The 14,526-nt window shown below is 74.9% G+C and carries 15 protein-coding genes; 12 read left to right on the forward strand and 3 right to left on the reverse strand.

Annotated elements, in window-relative coordinates; all coding sequences use genetic code 11:
• The first annotated feature begins 1 nt into the window (after position 1).
• The 11 genes from CCE01nite_RS20525 to csrA all read left to right on the forward strand — a co-directional run bounded on the left by CCE01nite_RS20525 (position 2) and on the right by csrA (position 9,919).
• Positions 2-535, forward strand: a complete 534-nt coding sequence (locus CCE01nite_RS20525; protein WP_141372933.1) for a flagellar basal body-associated FliL family protein — start codon at positions 2-4, stop codon at positions 533-535.
• A gap of 157 nt (positions 536-692) precedes the next feature.
• A complete protein-coding gene (locus tag CCE01nite_RS20530; RefSeq protein ID WP_141372934.1) occupies positions 693-1,649 on the forward strand; it encodes a flagellar motor switch protein FliM in 957 nt (318 codons plus the stop codon).
• Positions 1,649-2,359, forward strand: coding sequence for a flagellar motor switch protein FliN (gene fliN / locus CCE01nite_RS20535; RefSeq protein ID WP_141372935.1), 711 nt, complete (start codon positions 1,649-1,651; stop codon positions 2,357-2,359). The genes CCE01nite_RS20530 and fliN overlap by 1 nt, the downstream gene beginning before the upstream one ends.
• Entirely contained in the window at positions 2,359-3,093 is a 735-nt protein-coding gene (locus tag CCE01nite_RS20540; RefSeq protein ID WP_141372936.1) for a flagellar biosynthetic protein FliO, read from the forward strand. Before fliN ends, CCE01nite_RS20540 begins: the two co-directional genes overlap by 1 nt.
• Positions 3,090-3,974, forward strand: a complete 885-nt coding sequence (gene fliP, locus CCE01nite_RS20545; RefSeq protein WP_371861066.1) for a flagellar type III secretion system pore protein FliP — start codon at positions 3,090-3,092, stop codon at positions 3,972-3,974. The genes CCE01nite_RS20540 and fliP overlap by 4 nt, the downstream gene beginning before the upstream one ends.
• Before the next feature lie 2 nt (positions 3,975-3,976).
• Entirely contained in the window at positions 3,977-4,249 is a 273-nt protein-coding gene (gene fliQ / locus CCE01nite_RS20550) for a flagellar biosynthesis protein FliQ (RefSeq protein WP_141372937.1), read from the forward strand.
• A gap of 19 nt (positions 4,250-4,268) precedes the next feature.
• Complete coding sequence (locus tag CCE01nite_RS20555) at positions 4,269-5,027, forward strand: flagellar biosynthetic protein FliR (protein WP_174774719.1); 759 nt, start codon at positions 4,269-4,271, stop codon at positions 5,025-5,027.
• The gene (locus CCE01nite_RS20560) at positions 5,024-6,232 is read left to right on the forward strand and encodes an EscU/YscU/HrcU family type III secretion system export apparatus switch protein (protein ID WP_141372938.1); all 1,209 of its coding nucleotides are present in this window, start codon (positions 5,024-5,026) and stop codon (positions 6,230-6,232) included. The genes CCE01nite_RS20555 and CCE01nite_RS20560 overlap by 4 nt, the downstream gene beginning before the upstream one ends.
• A gap of 17 nt (positions 6,233-6,249) precedes the next feature.
• Entirely contained in the window at positions 6,250-8,307 is a 2,058-nt protein-coding gene (locus CCE01nite_RS20565; protein ID WP_141372939.1) for a flagellar biosynthesis protein FlhA, read from the forward strand.
• Positions 8,285-9,535 carry a hypothetical protein gene (locus CCE01nite_RS20570; RefSeq protein ID WP_141372940.1) on the forward strand — a complete coding sequence of 417 codons (1,251 nt, stop codon included), beginning with the start codon at positions 8,285-8,287 and terminating at the stop codon, positions 9,533-9,535. Before CCE01nite_RS20565 ends, CCE01nite_RS20570 begins: the two co-directional genes overlap by 23 nt.
• A 60-nt stretch (positions 9,536-9,595) precedes the next feature.
• Complete coding sequence (csrA, locus tag CCE01nite_RS20575; protein WP_141372941.1) at positions 9,596-9,919, forward strand: carbon storage regulator CsrA; 324 nt, start codon at positions 9,596-9,598, stop codon at positions 9,917-9,919.
• Here the strand turns inward: csrA and CCE01nite_RS20580 are convergent.
• On the reverse strand, positions 9,849-10,838 hold the full coding sequence (locus CCE01nite_RS20580) for a DMT family transporter (RefSeq protein WP_141372942.1): 990 nt from the start codon (positions 10,836-10,838) through the stop codon (positions 9,849-9,851). The genes csrA and CCE01nite_RS20580 overlap by 71 nt on opposite strands.
• On the opposite strand from CCE01nite_RS20580, the gene CCE01nite_RS20585 reads away from it, so the two are divergent.
• Positions 10,837-12,249, forward strand: coding sequence for an aminotransferase-like domain-containing protein (locus tag CCE01nite_RS20585; protein ID WP_141372943.1), 1,413 nt, complete (start codon positions 10,837-10,839; stop codon positions 12,247-12,249). The two genes, CCE01nite_RS20580 and CCE01nite_RS20585, sit on opposite strands and share 2 nt — an antisense overlap.
• A 102-nt stretch (positions 12,250-12,351) precedes the next feature.
• Here CCE01nite_RS20585 and CCE01nite_RS20590 read toward each other — a convergent pair whose 3' ends face one another.
• Together CCE01nite_RS20590 and CCE01nite_RS20595 are read right to left on the reverse strand one after the other, a co-directional pair.
• Positions 12,352-13,893: a glycoside hydrolase family 62 protein gene (locus CCE01nite_RS20590; protein WP_141372944.1), complete on the reverse strand. Its 1,542-nt coding sequence runs from the start codon at positions 13,891-13,893 to the stop codon at positions 12,352-12,354.
• A 206-nt stretch (positions 13,894-14,099) separates the two neighbouring features.
• On the reverse strand, positions 14,100-14,526 hold a 427-nt coding region (locus tag CCE01nite_RS20595), incomplete at its 5' end, for a cellulose-binding domain-containing protein (protein WP_174774720.1).

The raw sequence follows: 14,526 nt of genomic DNA on the forward strand, positions 1-14,526 counted from the left end.
GATGCCCATCGAGCAGCGTGTGATGTCGTCCCCCGGCAAGATCGGGGCCCGCAACCCGGCCGGCAAGATCGGCGCGAAGACGCCGGCCCCCGCCGAGGAGGAGGCCCCCGCGAAGGGCGGGAAGAAGAAGCTCCTGATCATCGTGCTCGCCGCGGTGCTCGTGCTCGGCGGCGCCGCCGCCTGGTACTTCCTGATGGGGCCCGGTCACGCCACGGAGGGCGAGGCGCACGCCGAGCCCGAGCCCGAGCCGGGCGCGGTCCTGACCGTCGAGCCGATCAGCGTCAACCTCGCCGCGGGCCACTACCTGCGCATCGGCCTCGGGCTGCAGATGACCATCGACGCGGGCGGCCACGGCGAGCCGGACCCGTCCAAGGCCGTCGACCTGATGATCGCCAAGTTCTCCGGCCGTGACATGGCGGCCGTCTCCGACCCCGCGACCCGCGACGCGCTCAAGGCCGAGCTGCTCGCCGAGATCGAGGAGGCCTACCACGGGGAGGTGATGGACCTCTACCTGACGAACTACGTCACGCAGTAGCACCGCTGCTGCCCCCGGCTGCCACAGCCGGGTCGTTCGGGGCGCCATGGAGGGCGCCGCACCGCTCCGTCGTACGCGTCGGCCCAGGACGGGCCGTGGGCGGAGATGTTCACCCAGCCGGCTCAACGAGTTCCTCACATCCCGGCGCGGACCGCCGATGAGTGCTCTCGTGACGGTCCAGGACACCCCAGCCACCTCAGTGCGCCCTGCGCAGCGGCGCAACCGCGCGCACGAGCCCGAGGCGTACGACTTCCGCCGGCCGACGACGCTCGCCCGCGAGCACGCCCGGCTGCTGGAGATGGCCTTCGAGACGTTCGCCCGCCAGTGGGGCACGCAGCTCACCGCGCGCCTGCGGGTCATGTCCGGCGTGACCTTCGACGGCGTCGCGCTGCTCTCCTACGACGAGTACGTCCGGGCACTGCCCTCGACGACCGCGATGGTGCTGTGCACGGTCGAGCAGACCCGCCAGACGGCGGTCGTGCAGATGCCCGTGAGCGCGCTCATGGTGTGGATCGACTACCTGCTCGGCGGCAACGGCGTCGGCGACGAGCGCGAGGGCCGCGAGCTCACCGAGATCGAGCTGACGCTGGTCCGCGACCTGCTGCAGCACGCGCTGGGCGACCTGTCGTACGCGTTCGCCGCGCTGCTCCCGCTCGACGTGAGCGTGCGCTCGGTGCAGTACAACCCCCAGTTCGTCCAGGCCGTCGGCGCGTCCGACTCGGTCCTCGTCGCGACGTTCACGCTCGCGTCGGGGGAGCGCGAGGACACCGCGACCTTCATGCTCCCCGCCGAGCTGCTGCTCGCGTCGCTGCGCGCCAACGAGGGCACCGACGCCCGGACGGCCGACGAGCGCCGCGCGCACGCCCTCGCCCTCGTCGAGCTCGACGCCGCGGTGCAGGAGGTCCCGGTCGACGTCTCGGTGCGCTTCGCGCCCGTCACGGTCAGCCCCCGCGACGTCCTCGGCCTCACCGTCGGCGAGGTCCTGCCCCTGTCCCACCCCACGACGAAGCCGCTGGACGTGGTCGTCGACGGGGTCGTGCTCGCACGAGCCGCGGCCGGGAACAACGGTTCCCGGCTCGCCTGCATGGTCGTCACCGTCGAGGAGAACCACTGATGAACCCCACCGCCACGCTCACCGACACCGCGCTCGCCGCGGCGACCGCGGTGGCCCGGCTCGTGCCCGCGACCACCCCGCTGACGGCCGTCCCGGCGCGTCCCGGCACGGGTCCCGCGCCGACCGCCACGGCCGTCGTCGCGTCGTTCGTCGGCTCGCCGAGCGCGGACCTCGTGCTCGTCGCCGAGGAGGCCGTCGCCGGTGCGCTGCTCGCGGGCGCCGAGGGCGGTGCGCCGCTCGCGCTCGCCGACGCGCTGCGCCCGGCGCTCGAGGGCGCGTGCGCGGTGCTCGGCGCCGGCGTGCTCGACTCGGCCCGCACCGAGCCGGCCGGGACCGCGGTCGCCGACGACGCGCTGCTGTTCGCCCTCGAGCGCGACGGCGTCGCGCAGGCCTGGTTCGCGCTGCGCGTGCGCGCCGAGCCCAGCGCGGTCGTGCAGGTCCCCGGCGTCCCGGCGCAGCGGGCCAGCATGCACGTGCTCTACGACGTCGAGATGACGCTCACGGCCGAGCTCGGCCGGACGCGCCTGCCCGTGCGGCAGGTCCTCGAGCTCACGCCCGGCGCGGTGCTCGAGCTCGACCGCGCCGCCGGCAGCCCGGCGGACATCATGGTCAACGGCCGGCTCGTCGCGCGCGGCGAGGTCGTCGTCGTCGACGAGGACTACGGCATCCGGATCACGGAGATCGTCGCGGGCGAGCAGGGCACCCTCTGATGGACGACGGTCCCGTGCTGCTGCTGCGCGTGCTGGTCTCGCTCCTGTGCGTCGTCGGCCTGATCTGGGTCGTCGCGCGCAAGGTCGGGGCGACGCCGGGCCGCCGTCTGCCCGCGGGGCCGTCGCTGCAGGTCGTCGGCCGGCAGTCGCTCGGCCGGCACGCAGGCGTCGCGGTGCTCGCGGTCGGCAACCGCCGCCTGCTGCTCGGCTACGGCGAGCAGCAGGTCACGATGCTCACCGAGCTCGCCCCGGTGCTCGACACCGCGCCCGCGTCCGGCCGTGAGGTCGCGACCCGGCCGGCCGGGACGGCGCTGCCCGCCTCGCTCACGGCGTTCGTCGCGGCGCGCCGCGGTGGCCGCCCGACCGCCGCCGCGGTGCCCGCGGACGTCCCGGTGACGCCGCCCGCGGCGGGCGACGTGCTGCTGCGTGCCCCGCTCGACATCGACGCCCTGCTCGCCGGCGCATCGACGTCCCCCGCCGCGGCGTCCTCGACGGCACCCGCCGCCGCCGTCCCGGTGGCCGACCCCGCGGGCGCCCCGGCGGACGACGCCGCGCCCGCCGCCGCCCGCTCCACGGCTCCCGCCCCGGGAACCGCCGCGCCCGTCCCGGCCCGTCCGGTGGCGCCCGCGGTCCCGACGCAGGCCGCCGGCTCGGCCCTCGACGGCTCGATCCTGTCGCCCGCGACGTGGCGCCGCGCCGTCACCTCGCTCCAGGAACGCACGGTCCGCCGGTGAACCCGACCGCCCCGCGCGCCGCCGCGGCCACCCGCGCCGCCGTCGTGCCGCTGACCCCCGCGCGCCGTCGCGCCGTCGTGCTCCTGCTCGTCGCGGCCCTCGCGCTCGTGCTGCTGCTCGTCGGCGCGGGCTCCGCGGACGCCGCGCCGACCCCGCCCGAGCAGCCGGCCGCCCCCACGGCCCCGGTCGACCCGGGCGGCTCGGCGGGTGACACGGTGTCGGTCGACATCAACGGCGTCAACGGCACGCCGAGCAGCTCGATCGTCGTGCTGCTCGCGATCACGCTGCTCTCGGTCGTGCCGGCGCTGCTCCTGATGATGACGAGCTTCACGAAGATCTTCGTCGTCCTGGCCCTGACCCGGAACGCGCTCGGCCTCCAGGGCGTCCCGCCCAACCAGGTCATCGCCGGCCTCGCGCTGTTCCTCAGCCTGTTCATCATGGCGCCGGTCGTCGGCGACGTGAACGAGCTCGGCGTCCAGCCCTACCTCGCCGGCCAGCTCACGTTCACGCAGGCCGTCGACGTCGGCTCGGGCCCGCTGCGCGACTTCATGCTCGACCACACCCGGGAGTCGGACCTCGCGCTCATCACGCGCGCCGCGGACCAGCCCAACCCGGAGAGCCCCGAGGCCGTCCCGATGCTCACGCTGATCCCGGCGTTCATGCTCTCGGAGCTGCGGGCCGCGTTCATCATCGGGTTCGTCGTCTTCGTGCCGTTCCTCGTGATCGACATCGTCGTCTCCTCGGCGCTCATGTCGATGGGCATGATGATGCTCCCGCCCGTCATGGTCTCGCTGCCGTTCAAGCTGCTGCTGTTCGTGCTCGTCGACGGCTGGGGCCTCGTCGTCACCGCGCTCATCGGCTCGTACATGGGCGGGGGCTGAGCGTGGACACCAACGCCGTCCTCGACATCGGGCTCGACGCCCTCGTGCTCGCGGCCAAGCTCTGCGCCCCGGTGCTCGTCACCGCGCTCGTCGTGGGGTTCGTCGTGTCGCTGCTGCAGTCGATCACCCAGATCCAGGAGGTCACGCTCAGCTTCGTGCCCAAGGCGCTCGCCGCCGCGGCCGCGCTGCTCGTCTCGGGCCACTGGATGATCTCCGAGCTCGTCTCCTTCACGAACGACCTGTACGCGCGGATCCCCGCGCTGCTGGGCGGCTGACGCCGTGGAGCCGCTGGGCATGACGCTGCCGCTCGCGACCGTCGAGACCGCGATGCTCGCGAGCGTGCGGATCGCCGCGTTCCTGGTGATCGCGCCGCCGTTCGCGCACCGTGCCATCCCGGGCCAGGTCAAGGCGATGCTCGCGCTCGGGCTGGCGCTCGCGGTGACCCCGCGCCTCGAGGCCGCCGGGGGAGCGCCCACGTCGACGCCCGCGTTCGTCGGCGACCTCGTGGTGCAGGTCGTGATCGGCGGCGGGCTCGGCTTCCTCGTCGCGCTCGTCTTCTCCGCGGTCCAGGCGGCGGGCACCCTGATCGACCTGTTCGGCGGCTTCCAGATGGCGGCGGCGTTCGACCCGATGCAGATGACGAGCGGCGCCCAGTTCGCGCGGCTCTACCAGCTCACGGCGCTCGTCCTGCTGTTCGTGACGAACGGCTACCAGATGGTGCTCGCGGGCCTCGTCCGCACGTTCGACGCGCTGCCGCTCGGCGCGACGCTGGACCTCGGGGTCATGGCCGGGTCCGTCACCGAGGGCCTCACGCAGATGTTCCTCGCGTCGCTGCAGATCGCAGGCCCGCTCGTCGTCATCCTCTTCCTCACCGACGTCGGGCTCGGGCTCCTCACGCGCGTCTCGCCGGCGCTCAACGCGTTCGCGCTGGGCTTCCCGCTCAAGATCTTGATGACCGTCACGTTCGCCGGCTTCGCGTACCTCGCGATGCCCGGGCAGATCGAGGGCCTCGTCTCGACCGCGGTGCGCACCGTCCTCGGGGTGTCCGCATGAGCGGCGGGGACGGCGGGGAGAAGACCGAGAAGGCCACCCCGCAGCGGATGAAGGAGGTCCGCAAGAAGGGCCAGCTCTCCCGGTCCCAGGACCTGTCGGCCTGGGTCGGCCTCGGGGCCGCCGCCGTGGCGCTGCCGATGGTGCTGGAGCGCGGGGGCGACGCCGCGGTCGCGCAGCTCACGGCCGTGCGGGACGTCGCCGCGAACCCCGAGCCGGCGCTCGCGGTGCAGGCGCTCGCCGACGCGAGCCGCTCGATGGGCACGACGCTGCTGCCGATCCTCGCGCTCGTCGTCGTCGTGACCATCGCCGTCGCCGCGGGCCAGGGCGGGATCCACCCCCGCAAGGTCACGGTCCACATGAAGCAGCTCAACGTGTTCAAGGGCGTCAAGAACATGGTGTCGGGGCAGTCGCTGTGGCAGGGCGCCAAGACGCTGCTCAAGACCGCGGTCGTCGGCCTCGTGCTCTATGCCGGCGTCCAGGCGCTCGTCCCCGTCCTGATGGGCTCGGGCCAGCTCTCCGTGAGCCAGCTCCTCGGCGTCGCCGAGGGCGGCGTGACCGACCTCCTGCGCGGCGGCATCGTGGCGGGCGTGGCGCTCGCGGTCCTCGACGTGATCGTCGTCATGAAGCGCAACCGCAAGCAGACGCGGATGTCGATGCAGGAGATCAAGGACGAGAACAAGCGCACCGAGGGCGACCCGCTGCTCAAGGGCGCGATCCGCTCCAAGCAGATGGCGATGAGCCGCAACCGCATGATGGCGGCCGTCGCCGACGCCGACGTCGTGCTGGTCAACCCGACGCACGTCGCCGTCGCGCTGCGCTACGAGCCCGGCACCGGCGCACCGCGCGTCGTCGCGAAGGGCGCCGGGGCGGTCGCGACGCGCATCCGTGCCGAGGCGACCGACAAGCGCGTCCCGATGGTCGAGGACATCCCGCTCGCCCGTGCGCTGCACGCGGCGTGCGAGGTCGGCCAGGAGGTCCCCGAGTACCTGTACACGGCGGTCGCCCGCATCCTCGCGTTCGTCATGGCGCTGCGTCGCCGCGGCGCCGCGCTCGGTCAGCACCGCCTGCCCACCGGCCCGAGCGAGCTCCCGCCGGAGGCCGCGAACCCGCGCCGCCGGCCCGCCCGCGGCGCCCCGTCCACGAGCCCGTCGAGCCCGTCGACCCCCGAACCCCGTCCGTCCGCGACCGCGGGCGCGACCTCATGACCCCGGAAGGTCAGCGCATGAAGAACCGGTCGATCACCCAGTACGCGGTGCCCGCGGGCGTCGTGGGCATCGTCCTGCTGCTCGTGGTGCCGCTGCCCGCGGCGATGCTCGACGTGCTGCTCGCCGTCAACATCACCGCGTCGCTCGTCATCCTGCTGACGAGCATGTACGTGCGGCGCCCGCTCGACTTCTCGGTGTTCCCGTCGCTCATCCTCGTGTTCACGCTGTTCCGGCTCGGGCTCAACGTCGCGAGCACGCGCCTCGTGCTGCGCGACGGGTACGCGGGCGCGGTCATCGACGCGTTCGGGCACTTCGTGGTCGGCGGCTCGCTCGTCATCGGGCTCGTGATCTTCCTGATCCTCGTCGTCATCCAGTTCGTCGTGATCACCAACGGCGCCGGCCGCGTCGCCGAGGTCGGGGCGCGGTTCACCCTCGACGCGATGCCCGGCAAGCAGATGGCGATCGACGCGGACCTCAACTCCGGGTTGATCGACGACGACACCGCCCGCCGCCGCCGCGCCGACGTCGCCGCCGAGGCCGACTTCTACGGCGCCATGGACGGTGGCTCGAAGTTCGTCAAGGGCGACGCGATCGCGGGCATCATCATCACGGTCATCAACCTCGTCGGCGGCTTCGTCATCGGCATGGTCCAGATGGGCATGTCGGCGCCCGAGTCGCTCGAGCGGTTCAGCCTCCTGACGATCGGCGACGGCCTCGTCACGCAGATCCCCGCGCTGCTGCTCTCGGTCGCGACCGGCATCGTCGTGACGCGCGCGACCGCCGAGGGCGACCTCGGGTCCGCCGCGTCCAAGCAGCTCCTGCAGAGCCGCCCCGCGCTGCTCATCGCCGGGGTCGGCGCCATCTGCCTCGCGCTGCTGCCGGGCATGCCCAAGCCGCCCTTCGTGCTGGTCGGCGCGTGCCTGCTGATCGCCGCGCAGCGGCTCGGTGCCGCCGAGAAGCGTGAGGCCGCCGCGGGCGAGGTCCAGGTCGCCGCGGAGGCGGTCGCGCCGTCCGCGGACAGCCCCGAGCAGCTCATCGAGCAGATGCGCGTGCACACCCTCGAGATCCTGCTCGCGCCCGACCTCGTCGACCTCGTCGGCTCGGGCCCGGACCAGGACCTGCTCGTGCGGGTGCGCGGGCTGCGCCGCAAGATCGCGATGGACCTCGGGATCGTCGTGCCGCCGGTCCGCACGCGCGACTCGGTCGACCTGCCGCGCGCGACGTACGTCGTGCGGATCGCGGGCGTCGAGGTCGGGCGCGGCGAGGCGCCCGGTGGCCGGGTGCTCGCGCTCGGCGACGACCTGGGGTCGCTGCCGGGGCAGAGCGTCGTCGAGCCGGTGTTCGGCCTCGCGGGCAAGTGGGTCCCGGCCGAGCTGCGGCACGCCGCGGAGATGGCGGGCGCGACGGTCGTCGACCGCGTCTCGGTGCTCATCACGCACCTCGGCGCGATCATCACGCAGAACGCCCCGCGCCTGCTCGGCCGCGAGGACGTGCGGGTCCTGACCGAGGGCGTCAAGCAGGTCAACCCGTCGGTGGTCGACGAGCTCGTGCCCGGCCTCATGTCCCTCGGCGAGGTCCAGCGCGTGCTGCAGGGCCTGCTCGCCGAGGAGGTCGCGATCCGCGACCTGTCCCGCATCTACGAGGCGCTCACCCTGCGCGCGAAGGTCACGACCGACCCCGAGCAGCTCGTCGAGGCGGCGCGCGGCGCGCTCGGCCCGGCGCTGACCGCGCAGTACACCGCGGGCGGCGCGCTGCGCGTCCTCACGCTCGACCCGGGCCTCGAGCAGTCGCTCGTCGAGAACCTGCGCCCGTCGGACGCGGGGTCGCAGATCCTCGTCGACCCGGCGCGCCTCGAGGCGATCCTGGCCCAGCTCGGCAACGCCGTCGCCGCCGCCGAGGCGAGCGGGAACCCCGTCGTGCTCGTGTGCGCGCCGGCCCTGCGCCCGGCGATGCACCGGCTCGTGCTGCTCGGCCTCCCGCGGCTCCCGGTCCTCTCGTACTCCGAGGTCACGGGCGCCGGCATCCGGATCGAGACCGTCGGGGTGGTGACCGGTGTCCACGCGATTGCTTCTTGAGGGCGGTGACCTCGCCGAGCTCATGGTGCACGTGCGCGAGGAGTTCGGGCCGGGCGCCCGCATCGTGCGCGCCGAGCGCATCCGCACCGGCGGCGTCGCGGGGTTCTTCGCGCGCGAGCGCTACGAGCTGACCGTGGAGGTCCCCGAGCCTCCGCGCCCGCGTCCGCGCGCGCTGCGCCAGGGACCGCAGCCCGCGGCGGCCGGCCCGGTCGGCATCGACGCGCTCCTCGCCGCCGCGGAGGCCGCCGAGGCCGACGACCCGGCGTCGCTCAGCACGGGCGCCGCGGCGGGGTCCGTGCCGGTGGACGACGGTGTGCCGCGCGTCTCGACCGGCGCCGAGTCGTTCGCGTCGGTGCTCGAGCAGGTCCGGGCCATGGCGGGCGGCCAGCCGCTGCCCGCGGACGTCGAGGTCCCGGCGCCCGCGGAGCGCGTGTTCTCCCCGCTCGCGCCGCCGGCCGTCCCCGGACGCACGGAGGACGACGCGGTCGTCCCCGTCGTGCTGCCCGCGGCGCCGGTCCCCGCGCCCGTGATCGACGCATCCGTGATCGACGCGGTCGCCACCCCCGCGGCGGCAGGCTCGCGCGAGGCGCTCGTCCGGCTCGGCGTCCCCGCGCGCCTGCTCGCCGACCTGCCCGCGGGCGCACCCGCGACCCTCTCGGGGCTGCTCGCGCACGTGCCCGACGCCCCGCACCTCGTGCGCACGCGCGGCTCGGTCGTGGTCGTCGTCGGCCGCGGCGAGGACGCGATGACCGTCGCGGGCCAGCTCGCCGAGCGCCTGCGTCAGGCGCCGGCCGGCATCGTCCTCGCCGGCGAGGTCGAGCACGTACCCGGCCGCGGCCGGCGGCTCACGACCCCCGCCGCCGCCGAGCGCTGGCGCACGCGGTCCGGGGAGTCCGGCGACGTGGCGCTCGTCGTGCTCGGCGTCGGGCCCGAGCCGGAGGACCGCGGCCACGCCGCGGCGATCCTCGCGGCGCTCGACGCCGACCAGGTGTGGGGCGTCGTCGACGCACGCGACAAGGCGCGCGACTGCGAGCGCTGGCTCGGCGAGGTCGGCGCGCAGCGGGCCGTCGACGTGCTCGCGGTGCGGGGCCTGTTCGAGACGACCGAGCCCGGCACGGTCCTCGACCTGCCCGTCCCGGTCGCGTGGATCGACGGCATCCCGGCGACGCGGGTCGCGTGGGCCGCGGCCCTGAGCCAGCACCTCGGGCGCGACGCGCGCTGGGACTGACCGCGCGACACCCGACGCTCCGCGGGAGCGCCCCGGGCTCCGGCAGGTAGGGTCGAACTCATGCTGGTCCTGAGCCGTCGCGTCGGCGAACGCCTCCTCATCGGGGACGACATCGTCCTGACGGTGATCGAGGTGCGCAGCGACGGTGTGCGCCTCGGCATCGACGCCCCCCGCTCGGTGCGCGTGCACCGGGCCGAGGTCATCGAGGCCGTCACCGCCGCCAACGTCGAGGCCAGCGCGGTGACCGACGCCGACGCCGAGGCGCTGCAGAAGCTCGTGCCCCGCCCGCCCGCCGCGGGGGCACGTCCGCCGGTCACGCCGGTCCCGGCACCCGAGGCGGCGTCGAGCGCGGAGCCGCACGCGGGGACCGAGCGCGCGGAGTAGCACCCGCGCGGGTCCGGACGGCGATCCCGGCGCAGGCCACGACCGCCGCGCCGCCCACGGCGGTGGTCCACGTGACGCTCTCGTGCAGCAGCACGGCCGCCCAGGCGAGGCTCAGGACGGGCTGGGTGAGCTGGACCTGGCTGACCTGCGTCATCGGTCCGATCGCGAGCCCGCGGTACCAGGCGACGAAGCCGAGGAACATGCTCACGACCGAGAGGTAGCCGACCGCGGCCCACTGCGCGGTGTCGCCCCGGGGCACGTCCGCCCGCACGGCGGTCGCCGTCAGGGCGACCATGACCGGCGAGGCGAGGACGAGCGCCCACGACACCGTCTGCCACGCACCGAGGCTCCGCGCCAGCAGCCCGCCCTCCGCGTAGCCGACGGCCGCGGCGGCCACGGCGCCGAGCAGCAGGAGGTCGGCGGCGTGCAGCCCGCCGAGCCCGCCGCCGTGCAGCGCGGCGAACACCAGCGCCGCCACGACCCCGGCGGCGGTCGCGGCCCAGAAGACGGGCGAGACGTGCTCGCGGGTCCGCAGGACCGCGACGATCGCGGTCGCCGCGGGCAGGAGCGCGATGACGACGACGCCGTGGCTCGCCGGGGTCGACGTGAGCGCGAACGACGTGAGGAGCGGGAAGCCGGCGACGACGCCGGCCGCGACGACGGCGACCTGACCCCACTGGCGTCCGCGCGGCAGCGGCTGCCGGGTGACGGCGAGCGCGGCGCCCGCGATGAGGGCCGCGACGACGGCGCGCCCAGCCCCGACGAAGAGCGGCGACATCTGGCCGTCCGCGACGGCGACGCGCGTGAGCGGAACCGTCAGCGAGAAGGCGGTGACGCCGAGCAGCCCCCAGAGGAGACCGGCGGGCCGGGGCGGAAGCGCTATCGGGGGCGGGGCGATAGCGCTACTCTGATTCGTCATGACCGACGGTAGCACTGGCCGCATCGTGGCGGACCTGACCGCCTGGGTCGCGCAGGCGCCGCCCGGCAGCCGGCTGCCCCCGACCCGGGCGCTCGTCGCGCGGTACGGCGTCAGCCCGGTCACGGTCCAGAAGGCCCTGCGCACGCTCGCCGCGCGCGGCAGCATCGAGACGCGGGCGGGCGTCGGGGCGTTCGTGCGCGCGCAGCCCGCGGCGCGGACCCCCGACCACGGGTGGCAGACCGCGGCGCTCGGCAGCCCCCGGACCAGAAGCCCGCAGCTGTCCGCCGCGCTGCGCGTCGCCCCGCAGGACGCGATCGCGCTGCACTCGGGCTACCCGGACCCGGCGCTGCTGCCCGACCGTCTCGTGCGAGGCGCGTTCGGCCGTGCGGCCCGCGGCGACGTCGCGCTGAGCCGGGCCCCGGTCGCCGGCCTGCCCGAGCTGCGCCGCTGGTTCGCCGCCGAGCTCGGCGCGGCGTCGGCCCCGGGCGTGGCGCCGCCGCTGCCCGGCGACGTGCTCGTCCTGCCGGGGAGCCAGAGCGGGCTCAGCGCGGTCTTCCGCGCGGTGGTGGGCGCCGGCCGGCCGCTCGTCGTCGAGTCACCGACCTACTGGGGCGCGATCCTCGCCGCCGAGCAGGCGGGCGTCCGGCTCGTCCCCGTGCCCAGCGGGCCGGCGGGGCCGGACCCCGAGGTCGTCGACCGGGCGTTCGCGCAGTCCGGGGCGCGGGCGCTGTACTGCCAGCCCTCGTTCGCCAACCCGACGGGAGCCCGATGGTCGGCCGACCGCGCGGAGCAGGTGCTCGACGTCGCCCGGTCCCACGGCGCCTTCCTCGTCGAGGACGACTGGGCCCACGACCTGGCCATCACCGGGGACAGCACGCCGCTCGCCGCCCGGGACGACGGCGGGCACGTCGTCCACCTGCGCTCGCTCACCAAGAGCGTCTCGCCCGCGGTGCGGGTCGCGGCGGTCGTCGCGCGCGGCCCGGCGCGCGACCGGCTCCTGGCCGACGCCCAGGCCGAGTCGATGTACGTCAGCCCCGTCCTCCAAGCCGTCGCGCTCGACGTCGTGACGCAGCCCGCGTGGCAGACGCACCTGCGGCACCTGCGCCAGCAGCTCGGGACGCGCCGCGACCTGCTGGTCCGCGCGCTCGAGCAGCACGTGCCCGGCGCGAGCCTCGACGCGGTGCCGGCCGGCGGGCTCAACCTGTGGCTACGGCTGCCCGCGGGCACGGACCTCGCGCGGCTCGTGCGCGACTGCGAGAGCGCCGGCGTCCTCGTCGCGCCGGGCGACGAGTGGTTCCCCGCCGAGCCCACCGGGCCGTTCCTGCGGCTCGGGTACGCCGGGCCGGACCCGGGCCGGTTCGACGAGGGCGCACGGCTCCTCGGCGCGGCGCTCGCGCTCCAGGGCGACTGAGCGACGCCCCGACCGCCTGCGGGGTGCCGGCGGTCGGGGCGTTCGGGGCCGTCCTGGGCTGGGGTGCGTGCGGCGGTCGGGACGGTCCCGGCCGCCGGGCGCTCAGCAGGCCGAGTTCGTCTGCGTCAGCAGCCCGATCCGCCAGGGCAGGTCGTTGTACTCGGCGGTCGAGGCCGGGTCCATGCCCTGGTAGGCGTACCGCAGGTCGCAGGCGCTGATCTCCATCGTCTGGTCGGTGCCCGAGCGGATCATCTCGCCGTGGCTGATGTCGCGCGTCCAGGCGCCGCCCGGGAAGGTCACGGTGCTCGCCCGCGCGAACGGGTTGGCCTCGGTGTCCGCCAGCGCGGCCCACGGCCCCGCGATCGACGACGCGGTCCACGACCGGAAGTAGCGCTTGCCGCCGGAGTCGAACGCCTCGTGCACCAGGAGCCAGGTGTCCTGACCGGCGATCTTGTACACGTTCGAGGCCTCGAACAGGCGGTAGCGGTTGGCGTCCTCCATCGCGATCACGGTGTTCGTGAACCCGTTCGGGAAGCTCGCGAGCGACGTCTCGGACCGGTAGAGGTGGCCGTTGTCGTCCGACGAGAACAGGTGGCACCGCGCGGTGTCGCAGACGGTCCAGAAGTCGACCCAGTAGCCGTCGCCGATGTTGTCCCGGATGATCTGCGGCTGCTCGGCGTAGAAGTTCTTCGGCGCCGACCACGACAAGGGGTCCGAGATCGTCCGCGTCGTCGAGTACGAGCCGCCCGCGCCCGTCTGGTAGACGAGGTACCACAGCTGGTGCGGCTCGAACCAGAAGACCTGCGGGGCCGCGCGGTAGCCGGGGCCGATCGCGGACCGGTCGAGGTAGGTGTGGGGCGCCGACGAGGCCTGCGACCAGTCGGCGAAGCTCGTGTGGACCAGGTTGTAGCCGCCGTTCTGGACGACCGACGCGAAGACGTGCCACCGTCCCTCGGCGAACACGACCGACGGGTCCTTGATCGCGACGGGGTCGTGCGACGCGTCCCGCTGCGGGGAGATGATCGCGCCCGTCGACGACCAGCGGAAGCTCGACGGCAGGGTGCCCGTCGGCGCCGTGGCGGTCGGGGTCGGGGTCGGCGTCGGGGTGGCCGTGGGCGTCGGGGAGACGGTCGGCGTGGGCGTCGGCGTCGGTGTCGGGGTGACCGTCGGTGTCGGGGTGACGACGGGACCCGGGCCGGTGCACGGGGTGCCGCCGAGCGCGAACGCGGTGGGCGCCGGGTTGCTGCCGCTGTACGAGCCGTTGAAGCCGAGGTCCACCGTTCCCCCGGTCGGGATCCGCGCGTTGTACGGGGCGTTCCGGGCGGTCACCCGAGCGCCGCTCTGCGTGACGACGGCGTTCCAGGCGTTCGTGACCGTCTGGTTGCCGGGGAACGTCCAGGTCAGGGACCATCCGTCGACCGCCGGTCCGTGGTTCGTGACCCGGACGCTCGCGGTGAAGCCGGACTGCCACTGGCTGGGTGCGGTGTAGACGACCGTGCACCCGCCGGCGGGCGCGGCTGCGGCCGGTGCGCGCGTGCTCGCCGCCGAGTGCGCCGGGGTGGTCAGGACGAGCCCGGCGACGGCCGTCGCGAGCGTCAGGCCGGCGGCGACGACCGCGCGCCGGGCGCGTGCTGTGCTTCTCATGCGTGCCTCTCTCCGGTGTGCCCACCGAGGGAGGTGGGTCGGCCAGGACGTCCCCCATGGGTGGTCCCCGGCGCGAGGATCCGCGCCGGGGACCGGGGACCACGAGGTGGTGCCCGGCCGCCGCCCGGGTGGGGGCGGCGGCCGGCCGTGCCGTCAGGCCGCGTCGCCCGCGTCAGCGGGCTGCGTGACCGGGACGGCGTGGGTGCTCACCCGGTGCAGGCGGCGCCGTTGAGCGTGAAGCTCGTGGGTGCCGGGTTGCTGCCGCTGAACGACCCGTTGAAGCCGATCTCGACGGTGCCGCCCGCGGGGATCTGTGGGTTGTAGGCGGCGTTCTTCGCGGTGACCTGGGTGCCGTTCTGCGTGACGACGGCGTTCCAGGCGTTCGTGACCGTCTGGTTGCCCGGGAACGTCCAGCTCAGCGTCCAGCCGTTGACGGCCGGGCCGTTGTTGGTGATGCGGACGTTCGCGGTGAAGCCGCTCTGCCACTGGCTCGGCGCGGCGTAGACGACCTTGCAGGCCCCGGTCCCGCCCGTGGGCTGGGGAGTGGTCGGCGTGGGATCGGGCGTCGGGTCGACCGGGTCGCCGCCGTTGAGGGCGTCGAGGGTCGCGGTGTAGGCGGCCTTCTTGTTCCCC

Source organism: Cellulomonas cellasea (genome assembly GCF_006538745.1).
GTDB lineage: Bacteria > Actinomycetota > Actinomycetes > Actinomycetales > Cellulomonadaceae > Cellulomonas_A > Cellulomonas_A cellasea.

Coding starts and splice junctions, on each gene's coding strand:
- CCE01nite_RS20525 (WP_141372933.1), top strand. CDS start 2: ATGCCCATCGAGCAGCGTGTGATGTCGTCCCCCGGCAAGATCGGGGCC.
- CCE01nite_RS20530 (WP_141372934.1), top strand. CDS start 693: ATGAGTGCTCTCGTGACGGTCCAGGACACCCCAGCCACCTCAGTGCGC.
- fliN (WP_141372935.1), top strand. CDS start 1,649: ATGAACCCCACCGCCACGCTCACCGACACCGCGCTCGCCGCGGCGACC.
- CCE01nite_RS20540 (WP_141372936.1), top strand. CDS start 2,359: ATGGACGACGGTCCCGTGCTGCTGCTGCGCGTGCTGGTCTCGCTCCTG.
- CCE01nite_RS20555 (WP_174774719.1), top strand. CDS start 4,269: ATGACGCTGCCGCTCGCGACCGTCGAGACCGCGATGCTCGCGAGCGTG.
- CCE01nite_RS20560 (WP_141372938.1), top strand. CDS start 5,024: ATGAGCGGCGGGGACGGCGGGGAGAAGACCGAGAAGGCCACCCCGCAG.
- CCE01nite_RS20565 (WP_141372939.1), top strand. CDS start 6,250: ATGAAGAACCGGTCGATCACCCAGTACGCGGTGCCCGCGGGCGTCGTG.
- csrA (WP_141372941.1), top strand. CDS start 9,596: ATGCTGGTCCTGAGCCGTCGCGTCGGCGAACGCCTCCTCATCGGGGAC.
- CCE01nite_RS20585 (WP_141372943.1), top strand. CDS start 10,837: ATGACCGACGGTAGCACTGGCCGCATCGTGGCGGACCTGACCGCCTGG.
- CCE01nite_RS20580 (WP_141372942.1), bottom strand. CDS start 10,838: ATGACGAATCAGAGTAGCGCTATCGCCCCGCCCCCGATAGCGCTTCCG.
- CCE01nite_RS20590 (WP_141372944.1), bottom strand. CDS start 13,893: ATGAGAAGCACAGCACGCGCCCGGCGCGCGGTCGTCGCCGCCGGCCTG.